This window comes from Pseudomonas sp. S2_A10 (assembly GCF_054668465.1).
Map to the genome: position 1 here is coordinate 3,364,711 of NZ_CP162773.1, position 14,697 is coordinate 3,379,407.

At 62.0% G+C, this 14,697-nt stretch carries 15 protein-coding genes; 10 read left to right on the forward strand and 5 right to left on the reverse strand.

Annotation, left to right across the window (positions count from 1 at the left end; translation table 11 throughout):
* Nucleotides 1-13: 13 nt before the first annotated feature.
* The gene (locus AB4N41_RS15120) at nucleotides 14-1,180 is read right to left on the reverse strand and encodes an MFS transporter (protein ID WP_150636450.1); all 1,167 of its coding nucleotides are present in this window, start codon (nucleotides 1,178-1,180) and stop codon (nucleotides 14-16) included.
* A gap of 34 nt (nucleotides 1,181-1,214) precedes the next feature.
* A complete protein-coding gene (locus AB4N41_RS15125) occupies nucleotides 1,215-1,517 on the reverse strand; it encodes an ArsR/SmtB family transcription factor (protein ID WP_016771327.1) in 303 nt (100 codons plus the stop codon).
* Nucleotides 1,518-1,685: 168 nt separating this feature from the next.
* Between AB4N41_RS15125 and AB4N41_RS15130 the strand changes: the two genes are divergently transcribed.
* Complete coding sequence (locus AB4N41_RS15130) at nucleotides 1,686-2,270, forward strand: acyl carrier protein phosphodiesterase (protein WP_095180569.1); 585 nt, start codon at nucleotides 1,686-1,688, stop codon at nucleotides 2,268-2,270.
* 105 nt (nucleotides 2,271-2,375) lie between these two features.
* On the opposite strand, the gene AB4N41_RS15135 is transcribed toward AB4N41_RS15130, so the two are convergent.
* Nucleotides 2,376-3,170 (reverse strand): lysophospholipid acyltransferase family protein, encoded by a 795-nt coding sequence (locus tag AB4N41_RS15135; RefSeq protein ID WP_122691696.1) that lies wholly within the window; start codon nucleotides 3,168-3,170, stop codon nucleotides 2,376-2,378.
* Nucleotides 3,170-3,925, reverse strand: coding sequence for an L-ornithine N(alpha)-acyltransferase (gene olsB, locus AB4N41_RS15140; RefSeq protein ID WP_016771324.1), 756 nt, complete (start codon nucleotides 3,923-3,925; stop codon nucleotides 3,170-3,172). Before olsB ends, AB4N41_RS15135 begins: the two co-directional genes overlap by 1 nt.
* 153 nt (nucleotides 3,926-4,078) lie before the next feature.
* Here olsB and AB4N41_RS15145 point away from each other — a divergent pair, with 153 nt between their 5' ends.
* The 5 genes from AB4N41_RS15145 (at nucleotide 4,079) to AB4N41_RS15165 (ending at nucleotide 8,414) form a co-directional block, all read left to right on the forward strand.
* Entirely contained in the window at nucleotides 4,079-4,957 is an 879-nt protein-coding gene (locus AB4N41_RS15145; RefSeq protein WP_252868924.1) for an acyl-CoA dehydrogenase middle domain-containing protein, read from the forward strand.
* A gap of 164 nt (nucleotides 4,958-5,121) precedes the next feature.
* Entirely contained in the window at nucleotides 5,122-6,201 is a 1,080-nt protein-coding gene (locus tag AB4N41_RS15150) for a serine hydrolase domain-containing protein (RefSeq protein WP_252877619.1), read from the forward strand.
* Complete coding sequence (locus tag AB4N41_RS15155; protein ID WP_252868926.1) at nucleotides 6,198-6,494, forward strand: amidase; 297 nt, start codon at nucleotides 6,198-6,200, stop codon at nucleotides 6,492-6,494. Before AB4N41_RS15150 ends, AB4N41_RS15155 begins: the two co-directional genes overlap by 4 nt.
* Nucleotides 6,495-6,664: 170 nt before the next feature.
* Complete coding sequence (locus AB4N41_RS15160) at nucleotides 6,665-7,255, forward strand: YceI family protein (RefSeq protein ID WP_016771320.1); 591 nt, start codon at nucleotides 6,665-6,667, stop codon at nucleotides 7,253-7,255.
* Nucleotide 7,256: 1 nt separating this feature from the next.
* Complete coding sequence (locus tag AB4N41_RS15165; protein ID WP_252877620.1) at nucleotides 7,257-8,414, forward strand: phospholipase D-like domain-containing protein; 1,158 nt, start codon at nucleotides 7,257-7,259, stop codon at nucleotides 8,412-8,414.
* A 197-nt stretch (nucleotides 8,415-8,611) separates the two neighbouring features.
* On the opposite strand, the gene bglX is transcribed toward AB4N41_RS15165, so the two are convergent.
* A complete protein-coding gene (gene bglX, locus AB4N41_RS15170) occupies nucleotides 8,612-10,903 on the reverse strand; it encodes a beta-glucosidase BglX (protein WP_252877621.1) in 2,292 nt (763 codons plus the stop codon).
* A gap of 258 nt (nucleotides 10,904-11,161) precedes the next feature.
* Here bglX and AB4N41_RS15175 point away from each other — a divergent pair, with 258 nt between their 5' ends.
* From AB4N41_RS15175 to AB4N41_RS15190, 4 genes are all read left to right on the forward strand, one after another.
* Nucleotides 11,162-11,770 (forward strand): LemA family protein, encoded by a 609-nt coding sequence (locus AB4N41_RS15175; RefSeq protein WP_095180575.1) that lies wholly within the window; start codon nucleotides 11,162-11,164, stop codon nucleotides 11,768-11,770.
* A 13-nt stretch (nucleotides 11,771-11,783) separates the two neighbouring features.
* Complete coding sequence (locus tag AB4N41_RS15180; protein ID WP_252877622.1) at nucleotides 11,784-12,536, forward strand: TPM domain-containing protein; 753 nt, start codon at nucleotides 11,784-11,786, stop codon at nucleotides 12,534-12,536.
* A gap of 33 nt (nucleotides 12,537-12,569) precedes the next feature.
* The gene (locus AB4N41_RS15185; protein WP_252877623.1) at nucleotides 12,570-13,187 is read left to right on the forward strand and encodes a TPM domain-containing protein; all 618 of its coding nucleotides are present in this window, start codon (nucleotides 12,570-12,572) and stop codon (nucleotides 13,185-13,187) included.
* A 256-nt stretch (nucleotides 13,188-13,443) separates the two neighbouring features.
* The gene (locus AB4N41_RS15190) at nucleotides 13,444-14,670 is read left to right on the forward strand and encodes a class I SAM-dependent methyltransferase (protein WP_252868929.1); all 1,227 of its coding nucleotides are present in this window, start codon (nucleotides 13,444-13,446) and stop codon (nucleotides 14,668-14,670) included.
* Nucleotides 14,671-14,697: the final 27 nt, after the last annotated feature.

Here is a 14,697-nt window from a genome sequence, read left to right on the forward strand (position 1 = left end):
TAAAGGAAGTTGATCAGTTGGAAGCAGGGGCCAGCTCGGCATTGCCGTTCTGGCGGAAGGTAATCAGGGTTACCAGCAGGGCCAGTACAGCCAGCGCGGCGGCAGCCAGTGGCACGCTGGTCAGGCCGTAGCCGTGGGCGATGACGCTGCCGCCGACCCAGGCGCCAAGGGCGTTGCCGACGTTGAAAGCGCCGATGTTCAGGGTCGAAACCAGGTTCGGGGCAGCCTTGCCGAAGGTCACCACGTTGACTTGCAGTGCCGGCACAGCGGCGAAACACGCGGTGGCCCAGAGGAACAGAGTGATTTCAGTCGGGATCAGCGCGACGCTGGTCCAGCTCAGCACCGTGGAAACCACGGCCATGGCGATGAACACGCCGATCAGCGTGGCGGCCATGCCTTTGTCGGCGAGTTTGCCGCCGATGATGTTGCCGACCGTCAGGCCCAGACCGATGAGCATCAGCGTCCAGGTCACGCCACGCGGCGACACACCGGTGACTTCACCGAGCAGTGGGGCGACGTAGGTGAACAGGGTGAAGACCGAGGCGGCGAACAGCGCGGTCATGCTCAGCGACAGCCAGATGCCGGCGCCTTTGAGGGCGGCGAGTTCGGCGCGCATGTCGAGTTTCTCTTCGTCACGCTTGGCCGGCAGAAAGCGGATCAGGCCGATCAGCGCGATCACACCGATGACGGTCACTGCCCAGAAGGTCGAACGCCAGCCGGCTTCCTGACCCAATGCGGTGCCCAGCGGTACGCCAAGTACGTTGGCCAGGGTCAGGCCGGTGAACATCAAGGCTACTGCCGAGGCACGTTTGTTGGGCGCGACCAGATTGGCCGCCACCACCGAGCCGATGCCGAAGAACGCGCCGTGACACAGCGCGGTGACTATCCGGGCAAACATCAGCACGTTGTAGTCGCTGGCGATGGCGCAGAGCAGGTTGCCGACAATGAAGATGCCCATCAACGCCACCAGCGCTGCCTTGCGCGGCAACCTGGCGGTGGCCAGCGCCATGAACGGTGCACCGATGGCCACGCCCAGGGCGTAACCGGTGACCAGCCAGCCGGCGCCGGGAATCGACACACCGAGATCCGCCGCCACGTCGGGCAGCAGGCCCATGATGACGAACTCGGTGGTGCCGATGGCGAAGGCGCTCAGGGCGAGGATGAGAAGCGAAAGGGGCATGCAGGTTTCCTTGTCGGCTGACTGACGTTAAGGGTCAGAGCTCTTTACTGAGAGTGCTGAGAAACGCCTGGATGACGTCCTCGTTACGTTTGAAGAAATGCCACTGCCCGGCCTTCTGGCTGCTGATCAGCCCGGCCCGTTGCAGGGTCGCCAGGTGGGCCGACACGGTCGATTGCGACAGGCCGCAACGCTGATCGATCTGCCCGGCGCAAATACCGTATTCGTGGTTGTGCAACTGCTCGGGGAATTCGCCTTTCGGGTCCTTCAGCCAGTTGAGGATGTCTCGCCGTACTGGGTGCGCCAGGGCTTTTATTATTTCGTCGAGGTCGAGGTTCATGGCTTGGGCTCGTGTTGGCAGTAGCGATATATCGCGATGGGACGAACTTTAAATCGTCGGATCGCGATATACCAATATGAATTCGGTCTGACGAGCGCATAAATCGTTATATCGGGTTATAACGATACGAGGATGCTGGAGCAGCAAGCGCAGTGCTAAGCTGCGCCCATGAACTATCTCGCGCATTTGCATCTCGGCGGCCAGCGCCCCGGTCAATTACTCGGCAGTCTCTATGGCGACTTCGTCAAAGGTCGGCTGCAAGGCCAGTTCGACCCGGAGGTAGAGGCGGCGATTGCGCTGCATCGGCGGATCGACGTGTTCACCGATCGGCATCCACTGGTGGACACTGCCCTGGGCCGCTTCAGCGAAACGCGGCGGCGTTATGCCGGAATCGTCCTCGATGTGTTTTTCGATCATTGCCTGGCGCGGGACTGGACGCTGTATGCCGACCGACCGCTGGAGCAGTTCACCGCAGACGTCTATCAGGTGCTGTCCCGCGAACGGCAATTGCCGGAGCGGCTGGCAAAGATCGCCCCGCACATGGTCGCCAACGACTGGCTGGGCTCGTATCGCGAGTTTGAGGTGCTGGAGCAGGTGCTGCGCGGGATCTCGCGACGGCTGACCAGGCCGGAGGAATTGGCCGGGGCAATGGCGGAGTTGCGGCGGTTGTATGAGCCGTTGAGTGAAGACTTCAGCTTGTTCTACCCGCAATTGCAGGATTTCGCACAAAACTCTGATCCACTGAAGATCTGAATGTGGGAGCGAGCCTGCTCGCGAAGGCGTCCTGTCAGTCAATATATTCGGCGACTGACAGGTCGCATTCGCGAGCAGGCTCGCTCCCACAGGGGATTTGTATTTTCAGGCGGCGATCAAATCGCCTGCGCGACGCGGTTCGGCAGGTTTCGCCACCTCACCAAACAACACCTTCTGCACCGCCTGCTGCGCTTCGAACGCCAGCGCCGCGCGCTCGCGGCCCTGACAGGCAATCGGCTTGAGCAGATGCACCTCGACATCGCCGCAGTCATGGCTGAACAGGCGCATCAGGTGCGAGAGCAAATCATCGTCACCAATGAACGGCGCCAGCGTATCGATTTCGCCGTCGCGCAGATAACGAATCGCCACCGGTTGCAGCATCACCTCGGAATCGATCGCCGCCGACAGCAGGCGACCGTGAAAGGTGCGCAGCGAACGGCCATCGGTGGTGGTGCCTTCGGGGAACATCAGCAGTGCATGTTCGGTTTGCAGATGGCGGGTCATCTGCTTGCGGATCAGCTGGCTGTCGCCCGACCCACGGCGGATGAACAGGCTGCCGGCCTTGGCCGCGAGCCAGCCGGCCACCGGCCAGGTGCGCACTTCGGCCTTGGACAGAAACGACAGCGGTGTGAGCATGCCCAGCAGCGGAATATCGGTCCACGACACGTGATTGCTGACCCACAGCATCGGCTGTTTCGGCAGCTCGCCATGCACGCTCACGCGAAACGGCAGGGCGTTGCTCAGCCGCGCCATGAAGAAGCGCGACCAGCGCTGGCGCCGCTCCATCGAGTGGGCCAGACCGATGCGTTCGAACACGCCGAAGACGCTCGCCATGGTCAGCCCCAGCGTCACCACCAGCAGCACTCGCGCGATTCGCGCGTACACCCGCAACCGGCTCATCACACCGCCGCCTTGAAGTGTTTGGCGTAGCGCGGGCAGAGTTCGTCGCGCTTGAGCAGGATGAACACGTCGGCCACCTGGAAGTCTTCGTCCCAGCACGGCTCGCCGCAGATCTTCGCCCCGAGGCGCATGTAGGCCTTGAGCAGCGGCGGCATTTCGGCGATGACGTTGGACGGAATATCCAGCGTCGGCAGCGGATTTTTCGGCTCGGCGCGCAGGTGTTCGGTGCACAGATAACGTTCGCGCAGACGCTGCATGATCGCGTGGGCCTGAATGCCGCCGTCCTGCATCGGGATGCTCGCGCAACCCATCAGGTAGCTGTAGCCGCCCTGATTGAGCACTTCGGCCAATTCGCCCCAGAGCACGGCGATGGTGCCGCCGTTGCGGTACGCCGGATCGACGCAGGTGCGGCCGATTTCCAGGATCGGGCCTTGCAGATGGGCGAGGCCGTGCAGGCTGAATTCTTCTTCGCTGTAGAACTTGCCGAGGCTGCTGGCGGCGGTGTGATCGAGCAGACGCGTGGTGGCGACCAGGCGCCCGGTGTTCAGATCACGCACGCCGATGTGGCTGCAGTGAACATCATAATCATCCATGTCCAGACCCAGTTCGGCGCCTTTCAGTTTGGCGTTGAACTCCCCGCTGAAGACGGCGAAGCGCAGGGCCTGGGCTTGCTGCAAGGCTTCGGCGCCGATCAGGCGTTCGGCTTGCAGGCGGCGTTCATTGCCGGTGTCGCTGATGCGGGCGATTTGCGTCATGTGAATCTCCGTACGGGCCTTTAACCCGTCGTGGGTTGCAGCCGATCGACTTTCTTTATGCAGCCGTGTTGTGCAAAGTCAGGCTATGTAGCCCCGGTGTCATCGCCATGAACGTTCGGTGATGCTTATATGACAGCCCACAAGGAGGCGCCCATGCCCTGGCCAGATCTGCTGCACCGCCGTGAACGCTTGCCCGCCGCAGCTGATCTGGCCGAGGGCTTTGCAACGTTGTTGCAGACGCTGGGCAACGTCACGCCGTTCGAATTGGCGGTGGCCGGCGGGCGGCGGATGGCGACGCCGGGGCTGGCGTTTCTGGTGGGTTATCAGGCGGCGCTGCGCATGTTGTGGCCGAGCGCGCCGCTGAGCCTCGGCGCCTTGTGCGCGACCGAGCAACGCAGCCTGCGTCCGGCCGATATGCAAACGCGGCTGCGCGATTTGCGCTTGAGTGGGCGCAAGGATTTCGTCACCGCAGGCGACGCCGCCGATTGGTTACTGGTGGCTGCGCGCAGTGAGGAGCCTGGCGAAACACCGCGCCTGAGTCTGGCGGTGGTGTATCCCGGCGAGCCCGGCGTGAAGGTGGAAAAACTTCCGGCGTTGCCGTTGATGCCGGACATCAGCCACGGTCGCCTGTACCTCGACGGCGCCCTGTGCGAATTGCTCGCTGGCGATGGCTGGGACGCCTACGTCAAACCGTTTCGCACCCTTGAAGATGTCTACGTGCTCAGCGCCATGACCGCGTGGTTGTACGGCGTCGGCCAGGACAGCGACTGGCCGCAGGCCCTGCAATTGCGTTTGCTGGCGCTGCTGGCCGGGTGCGCCGAGGCCAGCCGGCAAGCGCCGAACAATCCGCCCGGGCATGTGCTGCTGGGCGGGTTGTTTGCGCAGTTTGAAGCGCTGGCGGGGGAGGTGGACCAGGCATTGGGCAATGGCCCGGTGGAGTGGGCGCAGATGTGGCAGCGGGACAAGGGCGTGATGCAGTTGGCGGCAGGGGCGAGGGCGAAGCGGTTGGCCAAGGCTTTGGCGGTGACCTGAGCGGCCCCTTCGCGAGCAGGCTCGCTCCCACAGGGACGGTATTCTTCAATTGAAATGCGATCAACTGTGGGAGCGAGCCTGCTCGCGAAGGCGGCCTCAAAATCACCATACATCTGTCATAAACCCCGACTAGTCTCGACAGGTTCATTCCCTGAGCGCCCACCATGTTCAAAGGCCTGTCCCTGTTCCTGCTGCTGATCAGCCTCACCGTCCGCGCCGAACAATGGCCCGGCGAGCAATGGCCCATTGCACCGCAGATCACCGGCCCGGCCGTCGAGGCGCTGGAACACTACGCCTTCGCGCCCCGCAACGACACCACCCGCGACGGCATCCGCACCGACGCCTTGCTGATCATCCATGACGGCCAGATTCTCTACGAACGCTACGCCGCTCCGACCACTGCACAGACACCGCATCTGACCTGGTCAATCAGCAAAAGTCTGCTGGCAACCGTTCTCGGTGTGGCCTACGGCGAAGGCCGGTTCAAACTCGATGATCCAGCGCTGAAGTTCTACCCGGCGCTGGAAAAACACCCGGCGATCACCCTCGGCCATCTGTTGAACTGGGCCTCCGGTCTCGATTGGCAGGAAGACTACGAATACGCCCCGCTGAAATCTTCGGTGGTGGCAATGCTCTACACCCGCGGCCATCGCGACATGGCCGCGTTCACCGCCGCACACGACAGTTATGCCGCAGCGGGTCAGGCTTTCCGTTATTCCAGCGGTGACAGCAATCTGCTCGCCGTCGCCCTGAAAACCATGGTCGGCCCAGCACGTTACGCCGACTATCCGTGGACAGCATTGTTCGAGCCGTTGGGCATTCGCCACGCCGTGTGGGAAGGCGATGCCAGCGGCACATTTGTCGCCTCGTCCTATGCCTATCTCACCGCGCGGGATCTGGCGCGGGTCGGTCTGCTGATGGCGCGCGGCGGGCGCTGGAACGATCGGCAGTTGCTGCCCGAGGATTGGCTCGCGTTCAATCTCACACCGTTTGCCGGCTACAAGGCGCATCAGGACGAAGCCGTACCCGGTGGCCATTGGTGGCTCAATCGTCCTGTCGACGGCGCCACATCACCATGGCCCGACGCCCCACCCGACACCTTCGCCGCCCTCGGCCACTGGGGCCAGGCGCTGTATGTGATGCCCAGCCAGAAACTGGTGATCGTGCGTTACGGCGATGACCGCGATGGCAGCTACCGGCACAACGAACTGCTCAAACGCGTGTTGCAGGCGGTGCGGCGATGAAGCGCTTTCTATTGTTGCTGTTGGTCGTGCTGCTCGGCTGGGGTTGGTATGAGCGGGAGAATCTCTGGGCTTTCCCGGACATCATCAGCGCCTACACCGCCAAGGAATATTGCTCGTGTCGTTATGTGATGAACAACGATGCTGGGTATTGCCGTGGCTATGTGAAGCAATGGCTGCCAACCAGCCGTTTTACCGATGACGCTTCGAGCAAAACCATCACCGTCAGCGGCATGGGCCGCAGCAACAGCGCGCAGTGGCTGAGCGAACGCCAGGGCTGTCGCCTGAATCCTTGAATTATCTGGTCTCCCCTGTGGGAGCGAGCCTGCTCGCGAAATCGTCGCAAGCCGCAATACATGCTGTGCGGGGAGCATTGCATTCGCGAGCAGGCTCGCTCCCACAGGGCTTGCAATAACTTGGCGGGCGGTTAAGGTTCGTGCAGGTTTATCGCCCCCACGAGTGTTCAATGTTCAACCGCTCCCTCTATACAACCTTCGCCAGTCTGCTGTTGACCGCCGTTGCGCTGCCGGCCCAGGCCAATTGGTATCTGGACGGCGAGTCGTCGCGGCTGTCGTTCGTCAGCACCAAAAATGCCAGCGTTTCGGAAGTGCAGCGCTTTCTGGTGCTGCACGGCAAGGTCGACCCCAACGGTCGCGCCGAGGTCGAAGTCGAGCTCGAATCGATCAACAGCGGCATTCCGCTGCGTGATGAGCGCATGCGCAAGGAGCTGTTCCAGATCGAGCAGTTTCCCGCAGCCACCATCACTACCCAGATCGACCTGCGTCCGATCAACGATCTGGCCCCCGGCGCGCAGCTGGAGTTGCGCCTGCCGCTGACCGTCAGCCTGCACGGCAAGCAGCACGAATACCCGGCCGAGTTGCTCGCCACTCGTCTCGATGACCGGCGTTTTCAGGTGGTCACGCTGGAGCCGCTGGTGATCAATGCCGAGGATTTCGATCTGGCGCCTGGCCTGGAAAACCTGCGCAAACTCGCCGATCTGTCGGCGATCAGTCTGTCGGTGCCGGTGGGTGCGGTGCTGATCTTCACGGCGCGCTGACATGCGCGGTGCGGTGTTCCCCTGGCGTGACGGCAACCGTTTCGAACTGTTGATCGACGGCCCGCAGTTCTTTCCGCGCATGCTCGAGCACATCGCTGGAGCTACAGAGCAGATCGAACTGGAGCTGTACCTGGTCGAGGCCGGCGCCTGCGCCGAAGCCATCGTCCAGGCGCTGGTCGCGGCGGCCGAGCGCGGAGTGCGCGTGCGTTGCCTGTTCGATGATTACGGCAGCCTCGCGTTCACGCTGCACCTGCGCCAGCGCCTGACTCAGGCCGGGGTCGAGCTGCGTTTCTACAATCGCCTGAGCTGGCGGCGCTGGGTCGGCAATTTCTATCGCGACCACCGCAAGTTGCTGCTGGTCGACCAATGCCTGGCCGTGGTCGGCGGCACCGGCGTGACCGATGAATTCTGGACGCCGGGCCATGATGTCAGCGAGTGGCACGAAGTGATGGTCGAGATCAGCGGCCCATTGGTGATCGATTGGCAATTGCTGTTTGATCGCCAGTGGATCGCCAACCGTTACCGCCGCGCCTGGCGCCCGGCGGCGCATTTCGGCTTGCCGCGCCTGCCCCGCGTACCGGACAAGGGCGAAGGCATGGGCCGCGTGGCGTATGCCGATGCCCGTCAACATCGCGACATTTTGCAGTCGTTGTTCCGTGCGTTGAACAGCGGGCAAAAACGCATCTGGATGGCCACGCCGTACTTCCTGCCGACCTGGAAAATCCGCCGCTCGCTGCGCAAGGCTGCCGCGCGCGGCGTCGATGTGCGCTTGCTGCTGACCGGGCCGCGCACCGATCACCCGTCAGTGCGCTACGCCGGCCATCGCTACTACCCGCGCCTGCTCAAGGCCGGGGTGCAGATCTTCGAATACCAGCCGTGCTTCCTGCACCTGAAAATGGTTCTGGTCGACGAATGGGTAAGCATCGGTTCGTGCAACTTCGATCACTGGAATCTGCGCTTCAATCTGGAGGCGAATCTGGAAGCGCTGGACCCGGCGTTGACGGCAGCGGTGGAGGCGAGCTTTGTGAAGGACTTCGGCTTGAGTCAGCTGGTGAGCCTGGAGGAATGGCGGCGCCGACCGTTGTGGCGGCGGGTCAAGCAGCGGGTGTGGGGCTGGGTGGATCGGTTGGTGGTGAATATTCTCGATAGACGCGGATAACCACGATTTTGAATACACCCTGAATCCAATGTGGGAGCGAGCCTGCTCGCGAAAGCGGTGTGTCATTTGATCGTTCCCACGCTCCGCGTGGGAATGCCTCTAGGGACGCTCCGCGTCACTGGACGCGGAGCGTCACGGGCTGCATTCCCACGCAGAGCGTGGGAACGATCAGTGCAGGGGGGGCGGTGTGCTTGCTGTTACAGCAATTCAAAGCTCTGCTGCGTCACCGCCTGCGAATCCAGGCCGATCTGCACGTTGAACTTGCCAGGCTCGGCTGCGTATTTGAGCTGGGCGTTGTAGAACTTCAGGTCTTCCTCGGTGATGGTGAAGTGCACGACCTTCTGTTCGCCGGCCTTGAGCATGATCTTCTGGAAGTTCTTCAGTTCTTTCACCGGGCGAATCATCGAACCGGTGACGTCCTGGATGTACAACTGCACCACGGTTTCGCCGTCACGCTTGCCGGTGTTCTTGACCATGACGCTGGCGTCGAGCTTGCCGCTGGCGTTCAGGGTGGTCGATGACAGCGCCATATCGCTCAGGGCGAAGGTGGTGTAGCTCAGACCATAACCGAACGGAAACAGCGGGCCGGTGGTGTCATCGAAATACTGCGAGGTGTAGTTGCCCGGTTTGCCCGGCGTGAACGGCCGGCCGATGCTCAGGTGGTTGTAGTAGGTCGGGATCTGGCCCACGGAACGCGGGAAGGTCACCGGCAGTTTGCCCGACGGGTTGTAGTCGCCGAACAGCACGTCGGCGATGGCGTTGCCGCCCTCGGTGCCGCTGAACCAGGTTTCCAGAATCGCATCGGCCGACTGGTTCTCTTCGAGAATCGTCAGCGGACGGCCGTTCATCAACACCAGCACCAACGGCTTGCCGGTGGCTTTCAGCGCGCGGATCAATTCGCGCTGGGTTTCCGGGATGTTCAGGTCGGTGCGGCTCGAGGATTCGTGGGACATGCCACGGGACTCGCCCACCGCTGCAACGATCACGTCAGCATCCTTCGCCGCTTTCACCGCTTCGTCGATCAGCACGCTGGCCGGGCGCGGGTCATCGACCACTTCCGGGGCATCGAAGTTGAGGAAGTTCAGGTAGTCGAGGACCTTCTTGTCGCCCGTGATGTTGGCGCCACGGGCGTAGATCAGGTTGGCCTTGTCGCCGATCACTGAATTCATGCCATCGAACAAAGTGACCGATTGCGCCGGGCGCCCGGCGGCGGCCCAGCTGCCCATCATGTCGATCGGCGCTTTCGCCAATGGGCCGACCAGCGCGATTTTCGCGTCTTTCTTCAGCGGCAGGGTTTCGTTGTGGTTCTTCAGCAGCACCAGACTGCGACGTGCCACTTCGCGGGCCTCAGCGCGATGCAGGCGGCTTTCGGCGTAGGTATCGGCCGGGTCATCCTCGGCCTTGCCGATGCGCAGGTACGGGTCCTTGAACAGGCCCATGTCGTACTTGGCCGCGAGCACTTCGCGCACAGCGTTGTCGATGTCTTTCTGTTCGATCTCGCCGGACTTGAGCAGCCCCGGCAGCTCTTTGCCGTAGAGGGTGTCGTTCATGCTCATGTCGATGCCCGCCTTGATCGCCAGCTTCGCCGCTTCGCGACCGTCGCGGGCGACGCCGTGCTTGATCAGTTCGAAGATCGCGCCATGATCGCTGACCGCCAGACCTTTGAAGCCCCAGTCCTTGCGCAGCAGGTCGTTCATCAGCCAGGTGTTGGCCGTGGCCGGAATGCCGTTGATCGAGTTCAACGCCACCATCACACCGCCAGCACCGGCATCGATCGCGGCGCGGTAGGGCGGCAGATAATCCTGGTACATCTTCACCGGGCTCATGTCGACGGTGTTGTAGTCGCGGCCGCCCTCGACCGCGCCGTAAAGGGCGAAGTGCTTGACGCTGGCCATGATGCTGTCGGCGGCGCTTGGGGTCTCGCCCTGATAGGCCTTGACCATGACTTTGGCGATGCGCGAGGTCAGGTAAGTGTCTTCGCCGAAACCTTCGGAGCTGCGGCCCCAGCGCGGATCGCGGGAGATATCCACCATCGGCGCGAAGGTGATGTCGAGGCTGTCAGCGGCGGCTTCTTTAGCCGCAACGCGACCGGACTGGCCGATGGCGTCCATGTCCCAGCTCGACGCAAGGGCCAGCGGAATAGGGAAAATCGTACGGTGACCGTGGATCACGTCGTACGCGAAAAACATCGGAATCTTCAGGCGACTGCGCATGGCCGCGTCCTGCATCGGACGGTTTTCCGCGCGGGTGATCGAGTTGAACGTGCCGCCGATGTTGCCGCCGGCAATTTCCTTGCGGATCAGCTCGCGGGGCATTTCCGGGCCGATGCTGATCAGGCGCAACTGGCCGATCTTCTCGTCGAGGGTCATTTGTTTCATCAGGTTGCTGATGAAAGCGTCCTTGTTTTCCAAAGGTACCGGGGTCGTGGCGGCCAGTACCTGATGACTGGCCAGGCTGACGAACAGACCCAGCAAACACAGCTTCTTCATGAATTTTTTCTCTAGAGCCCAAACGGTGATGTAACACCGGCCAGCCAAAATGTAGGGAGCGACTATTGTTGTTCGGGTGCCGGCGCAAAATCCTGAGCCGGAAAACCGCAGCCGACAGCGGCAACGTGAACGCGAAGGGCACTTTTTAGCCGATTAACCCGTCGCATGCCAGTGGCGGCGCCGATTATGCCCCAACCGCTGGCCGGGAATGCCCAGCGCTCGGTTTTTAAATCAAATGTGTCATGGAGCATCACTGCAATGAATATCAGCTCAACCTCCCGTTCACGGCTACAGATCGCCACGTTGCTGGTGTTCGCCACGCTGTTGACCGCGTGCGGCATCAACAATATCCCGACCCTCGACGAACAGGTCAAAGCCGCCTGGGGCCAGGTGCAGAACCAGTATCAGCGCCGCGCCGACCTGATCCCCAATCTGGTGGAAACCGTGAAGGGCTATGCCGCCCATGAGCAGGAAACCCTGACCGCCGTGATTGAAGCGCGGGCCAAGGCGACGTCGATTCAGGTTGATGCCAGCACCCTCGACAATCCCGAGAAGCTCAAGCAGTTCCAGCAGGCGCAGGATCAACTGACCGGCGCATTGAGCCGTTTGATGGTGGTCTCCGAGCGCTATCCGGATCTGAAGGCCAACCAGAACTTCCTCGCCTTGCAGTCGCAACTTGAAGGCACGGAAAACCGCATCGCCGTGGCGCGTCGCGACTTCATTCTGGCGGTGCAGAAGTACAACACCGAGATCCGCACCTTCCCCGGTCGCCTGTGGCACAGCGTGATGTACAGCGATCTGCCGATGCGCGAAACCTTCGAAGCCACCACGCCCGGCGCGGAGAAGGCCCCGGAAGTGAAATTCTGATTCGAGGTTGCCCATGCGTGTGTTGAAACTGGGCCTGGTGCTGATGCTCTGGCTGTTCGCCGTCAGCGCCCGGGCCGAACTGACGTTTCCGCCGCTGAGCGGGCGCGTGGTCGATCAGGCGCAGATGCTCGAGCCATCGATTCGCGCGCAACTGAGCCAGCAATTGCAGGCGCACGAACAGGCCACCGGCGAGCAATTGGTGGTGGTCACGTTGCCCGATCTGCAGGGCACCACCATCGAGGATTTCGGCGTTCAGCTCGGTCGGCACTGGGGCATCGGTCAGAAAGACAAGAACAACGGCGCCTTGCTGATCGTCGCCCGTGACGAGCGCAAACTGCGCATCGAAGTCGGCTATGGCCTGGAGGATCGCCTGACCGATGCGCAGTCGTCGGTGATCATTCATCAGGTCATCACGCCGGCGTTCAAGTCCGGCAATTTCAGCAAAGGCATCAGCGACGGCGTTGCGGCGATGCTGGTGGTGCTCGGTGGCAATCCGCTGGACGAACCGTCGACCGTGTACGAATCCAGCGGCGACCCGGCGGATGATTTCATCTCACGGCATCCGGCGCTGTTCATGTTTCTGGTGATGTTGTTCATCCTGACGGTGTTTGTCTGCCAGATGCTCGGTATCCTGCCTGCCGGCCGGGGTGGCTCCGGAGGAGGGGGCGGCTTTGGCGGAGGCGGCGGATTCGGCGGCGGTGGCGGTGGCGGCTTCAGCGGTGGCGGGGGCAGTTTCGGCGGCGGCGGTTCGTCCGGCGGCTGGTGAGATCAAAAGAATAATGAGCAGGCACTTTTCGACATGGCATTACTGACTGAACACGAACAACGCAAAGTCGCCGAGGCCATCGCCCGGGTCGAACGCGACACCGACGCCGAACTGGTCACGGTGCTCGCTGCCCGCGCCGATGACTACGCGTACATCCCGCTGCTCTGGGCCAGTCTGCTGGCGCTGGTGTTGCCGGGCATCGTCCACTACCTCACGGGCTGGCTGACCCTGCGCAGTCTGCTGCTGGTGCAATGGGGCATGTTCATCGTCCTGTGCCTGCTGTTTCGTCTGCCGAAAATCACCACGCATCTGGTCCCGCGCCGCGTGCGCCACTGGCGCGCCTCCAACCTGGCGCGGCGGCAGTTTCTCGAACAGAACCTGCACCACACCGTGGGCAGCACCGGCATGCTGATTTTTGTCTGCGAGGCTGAGCGCTATGTGGAGATTCTGGTGGACGAGGGGATTTCCAAACGGCTGGATAACAGCAACTGGGACGCGATTGTCGCAGCGTTCATCGAACAGGTCCGCCAGGGCCGCACGCTGGAAGGGTTTGTCACTTGCGTGGAGGCGTGTGGCGAGTTGTTGAAGGTGCACGTGCCGGTGACGCAGGTGCGGAACGAGTTGCCGAATCGGTTGGTGGTGTTGGGCTGACGCAGTCGCGCATATTTGGCCTCTGTGGCGAGGGGATTTATCCCCGATCGGCTGCGTAGCAGTCGCAACACCTGCGCGCGTGGTTTGACGGGCCGAACACAGAGGGCCGCTTCGCGCGCCATCGGGGATAAATCCCCTCGCCACAAAGGTCGTTGTCATGGATTTTGCCGTTGGGTAAATAAGAGGGTGTCCCCAACCCCCATCCCCCCTAAAATACCCGCCATTCCCGATTCCGCCCGTCCGAGGCCGTTTGTCCATGTCCGTTTCCGCTGCTTCCGCGCCGTCCGCCAAACCGGCCGCCGATCACCACGCCCAGTTCATCGAGCTGCTGCAAGCCAGCCTCGACGACAGCGGTTTCATCAAACTGGTGCTGGCCAAGTACGTCGGTGAAGAGGCGGATCTGCAACGGGTCATCATCAAACCGGTGACGGTCAAGGCGCAGCCGTGCCTGTCATTCGTTTATCGCTACAAGACCCGCGACATCACCAAAAATCTGCCGCTGAGCGAAGGCGTGGCGCTGATCGCCGGGCTGCTGCCGGCCTCGTTCAAAAATGCTCATTTACTGGCGCTGACCGACGAAGCGCAGCTGGAATACAGCAAAAAGGGCAAGAGTTCGCTGTTCAAGAGCAAACCTCAGCAATTGCGTGAAGCGCCGTCCGCCGAGCACAACCGTGAGAAAAACCGCTTCCTCGAATTGAGCCGTCCGTTCCTCAAGGACCTGGGCGTGACCAATGCACAACACGAGCTGATCCCGGCGATGTCGCGCAAGTGGAAGCAGATCAACAAGTTCATCGAAGTGTTCAGCCATGCCCTGACCTCGTCGCCGCTGGCGCTGGACAAACCGGTGCGGGTCGCCGATTTCGGTTCGGGCAAGGGCTACCTGACGTTCGCCATTCACGACTACCTGCGCAACACGCTCAAGGCCGAGGGCGAAGTCACTGGCGTCGAGCTGCGCGAAGAAATGGTCACCCTGTGCAACGCCGCAGCGAGCAAGCTCGAGCATCCGGGGCTGGTGTTCAAGTGCGGTGACGTGCGCACAGTGGCGCCGAGTGAGCTGGACGTGATGATCGCCCTGCATGCCTGCGACATCGCCACCGATTACGCGATTCACACCGGCATCCGCTCGGGTGCGTCGATCATCATGTGCTCGCCGTGCTGCCACAAACAGATCCGCCTGCAGATCCAGAGCCCGGCGCTGCTCAAACCGATGCTGCAATACGGCTTGCACCTCGGCCAGCAGGCGGAAATGGTCACCGACAGCTTGCGTGCACTGTTCCTCGAAGCCTGTGGTTACGAGACCAAAGTCTTCGAGTTCATCTCGCTGGAACACACCAACAAGAACAAGATGATTCTCGCGGTGAAACGCGCCGAGCCGGTTAATCCAGCGCAATTGTTGGCAAAGATCGAAGAGCTGAAAGCGTTCTATCACATCAGCGAACACTGCCTGGAAACCCTGCTGCGCGCTGACGGTTTTCTCGCCTGATAGCCTGAAATACACCCCTGTAGGAGC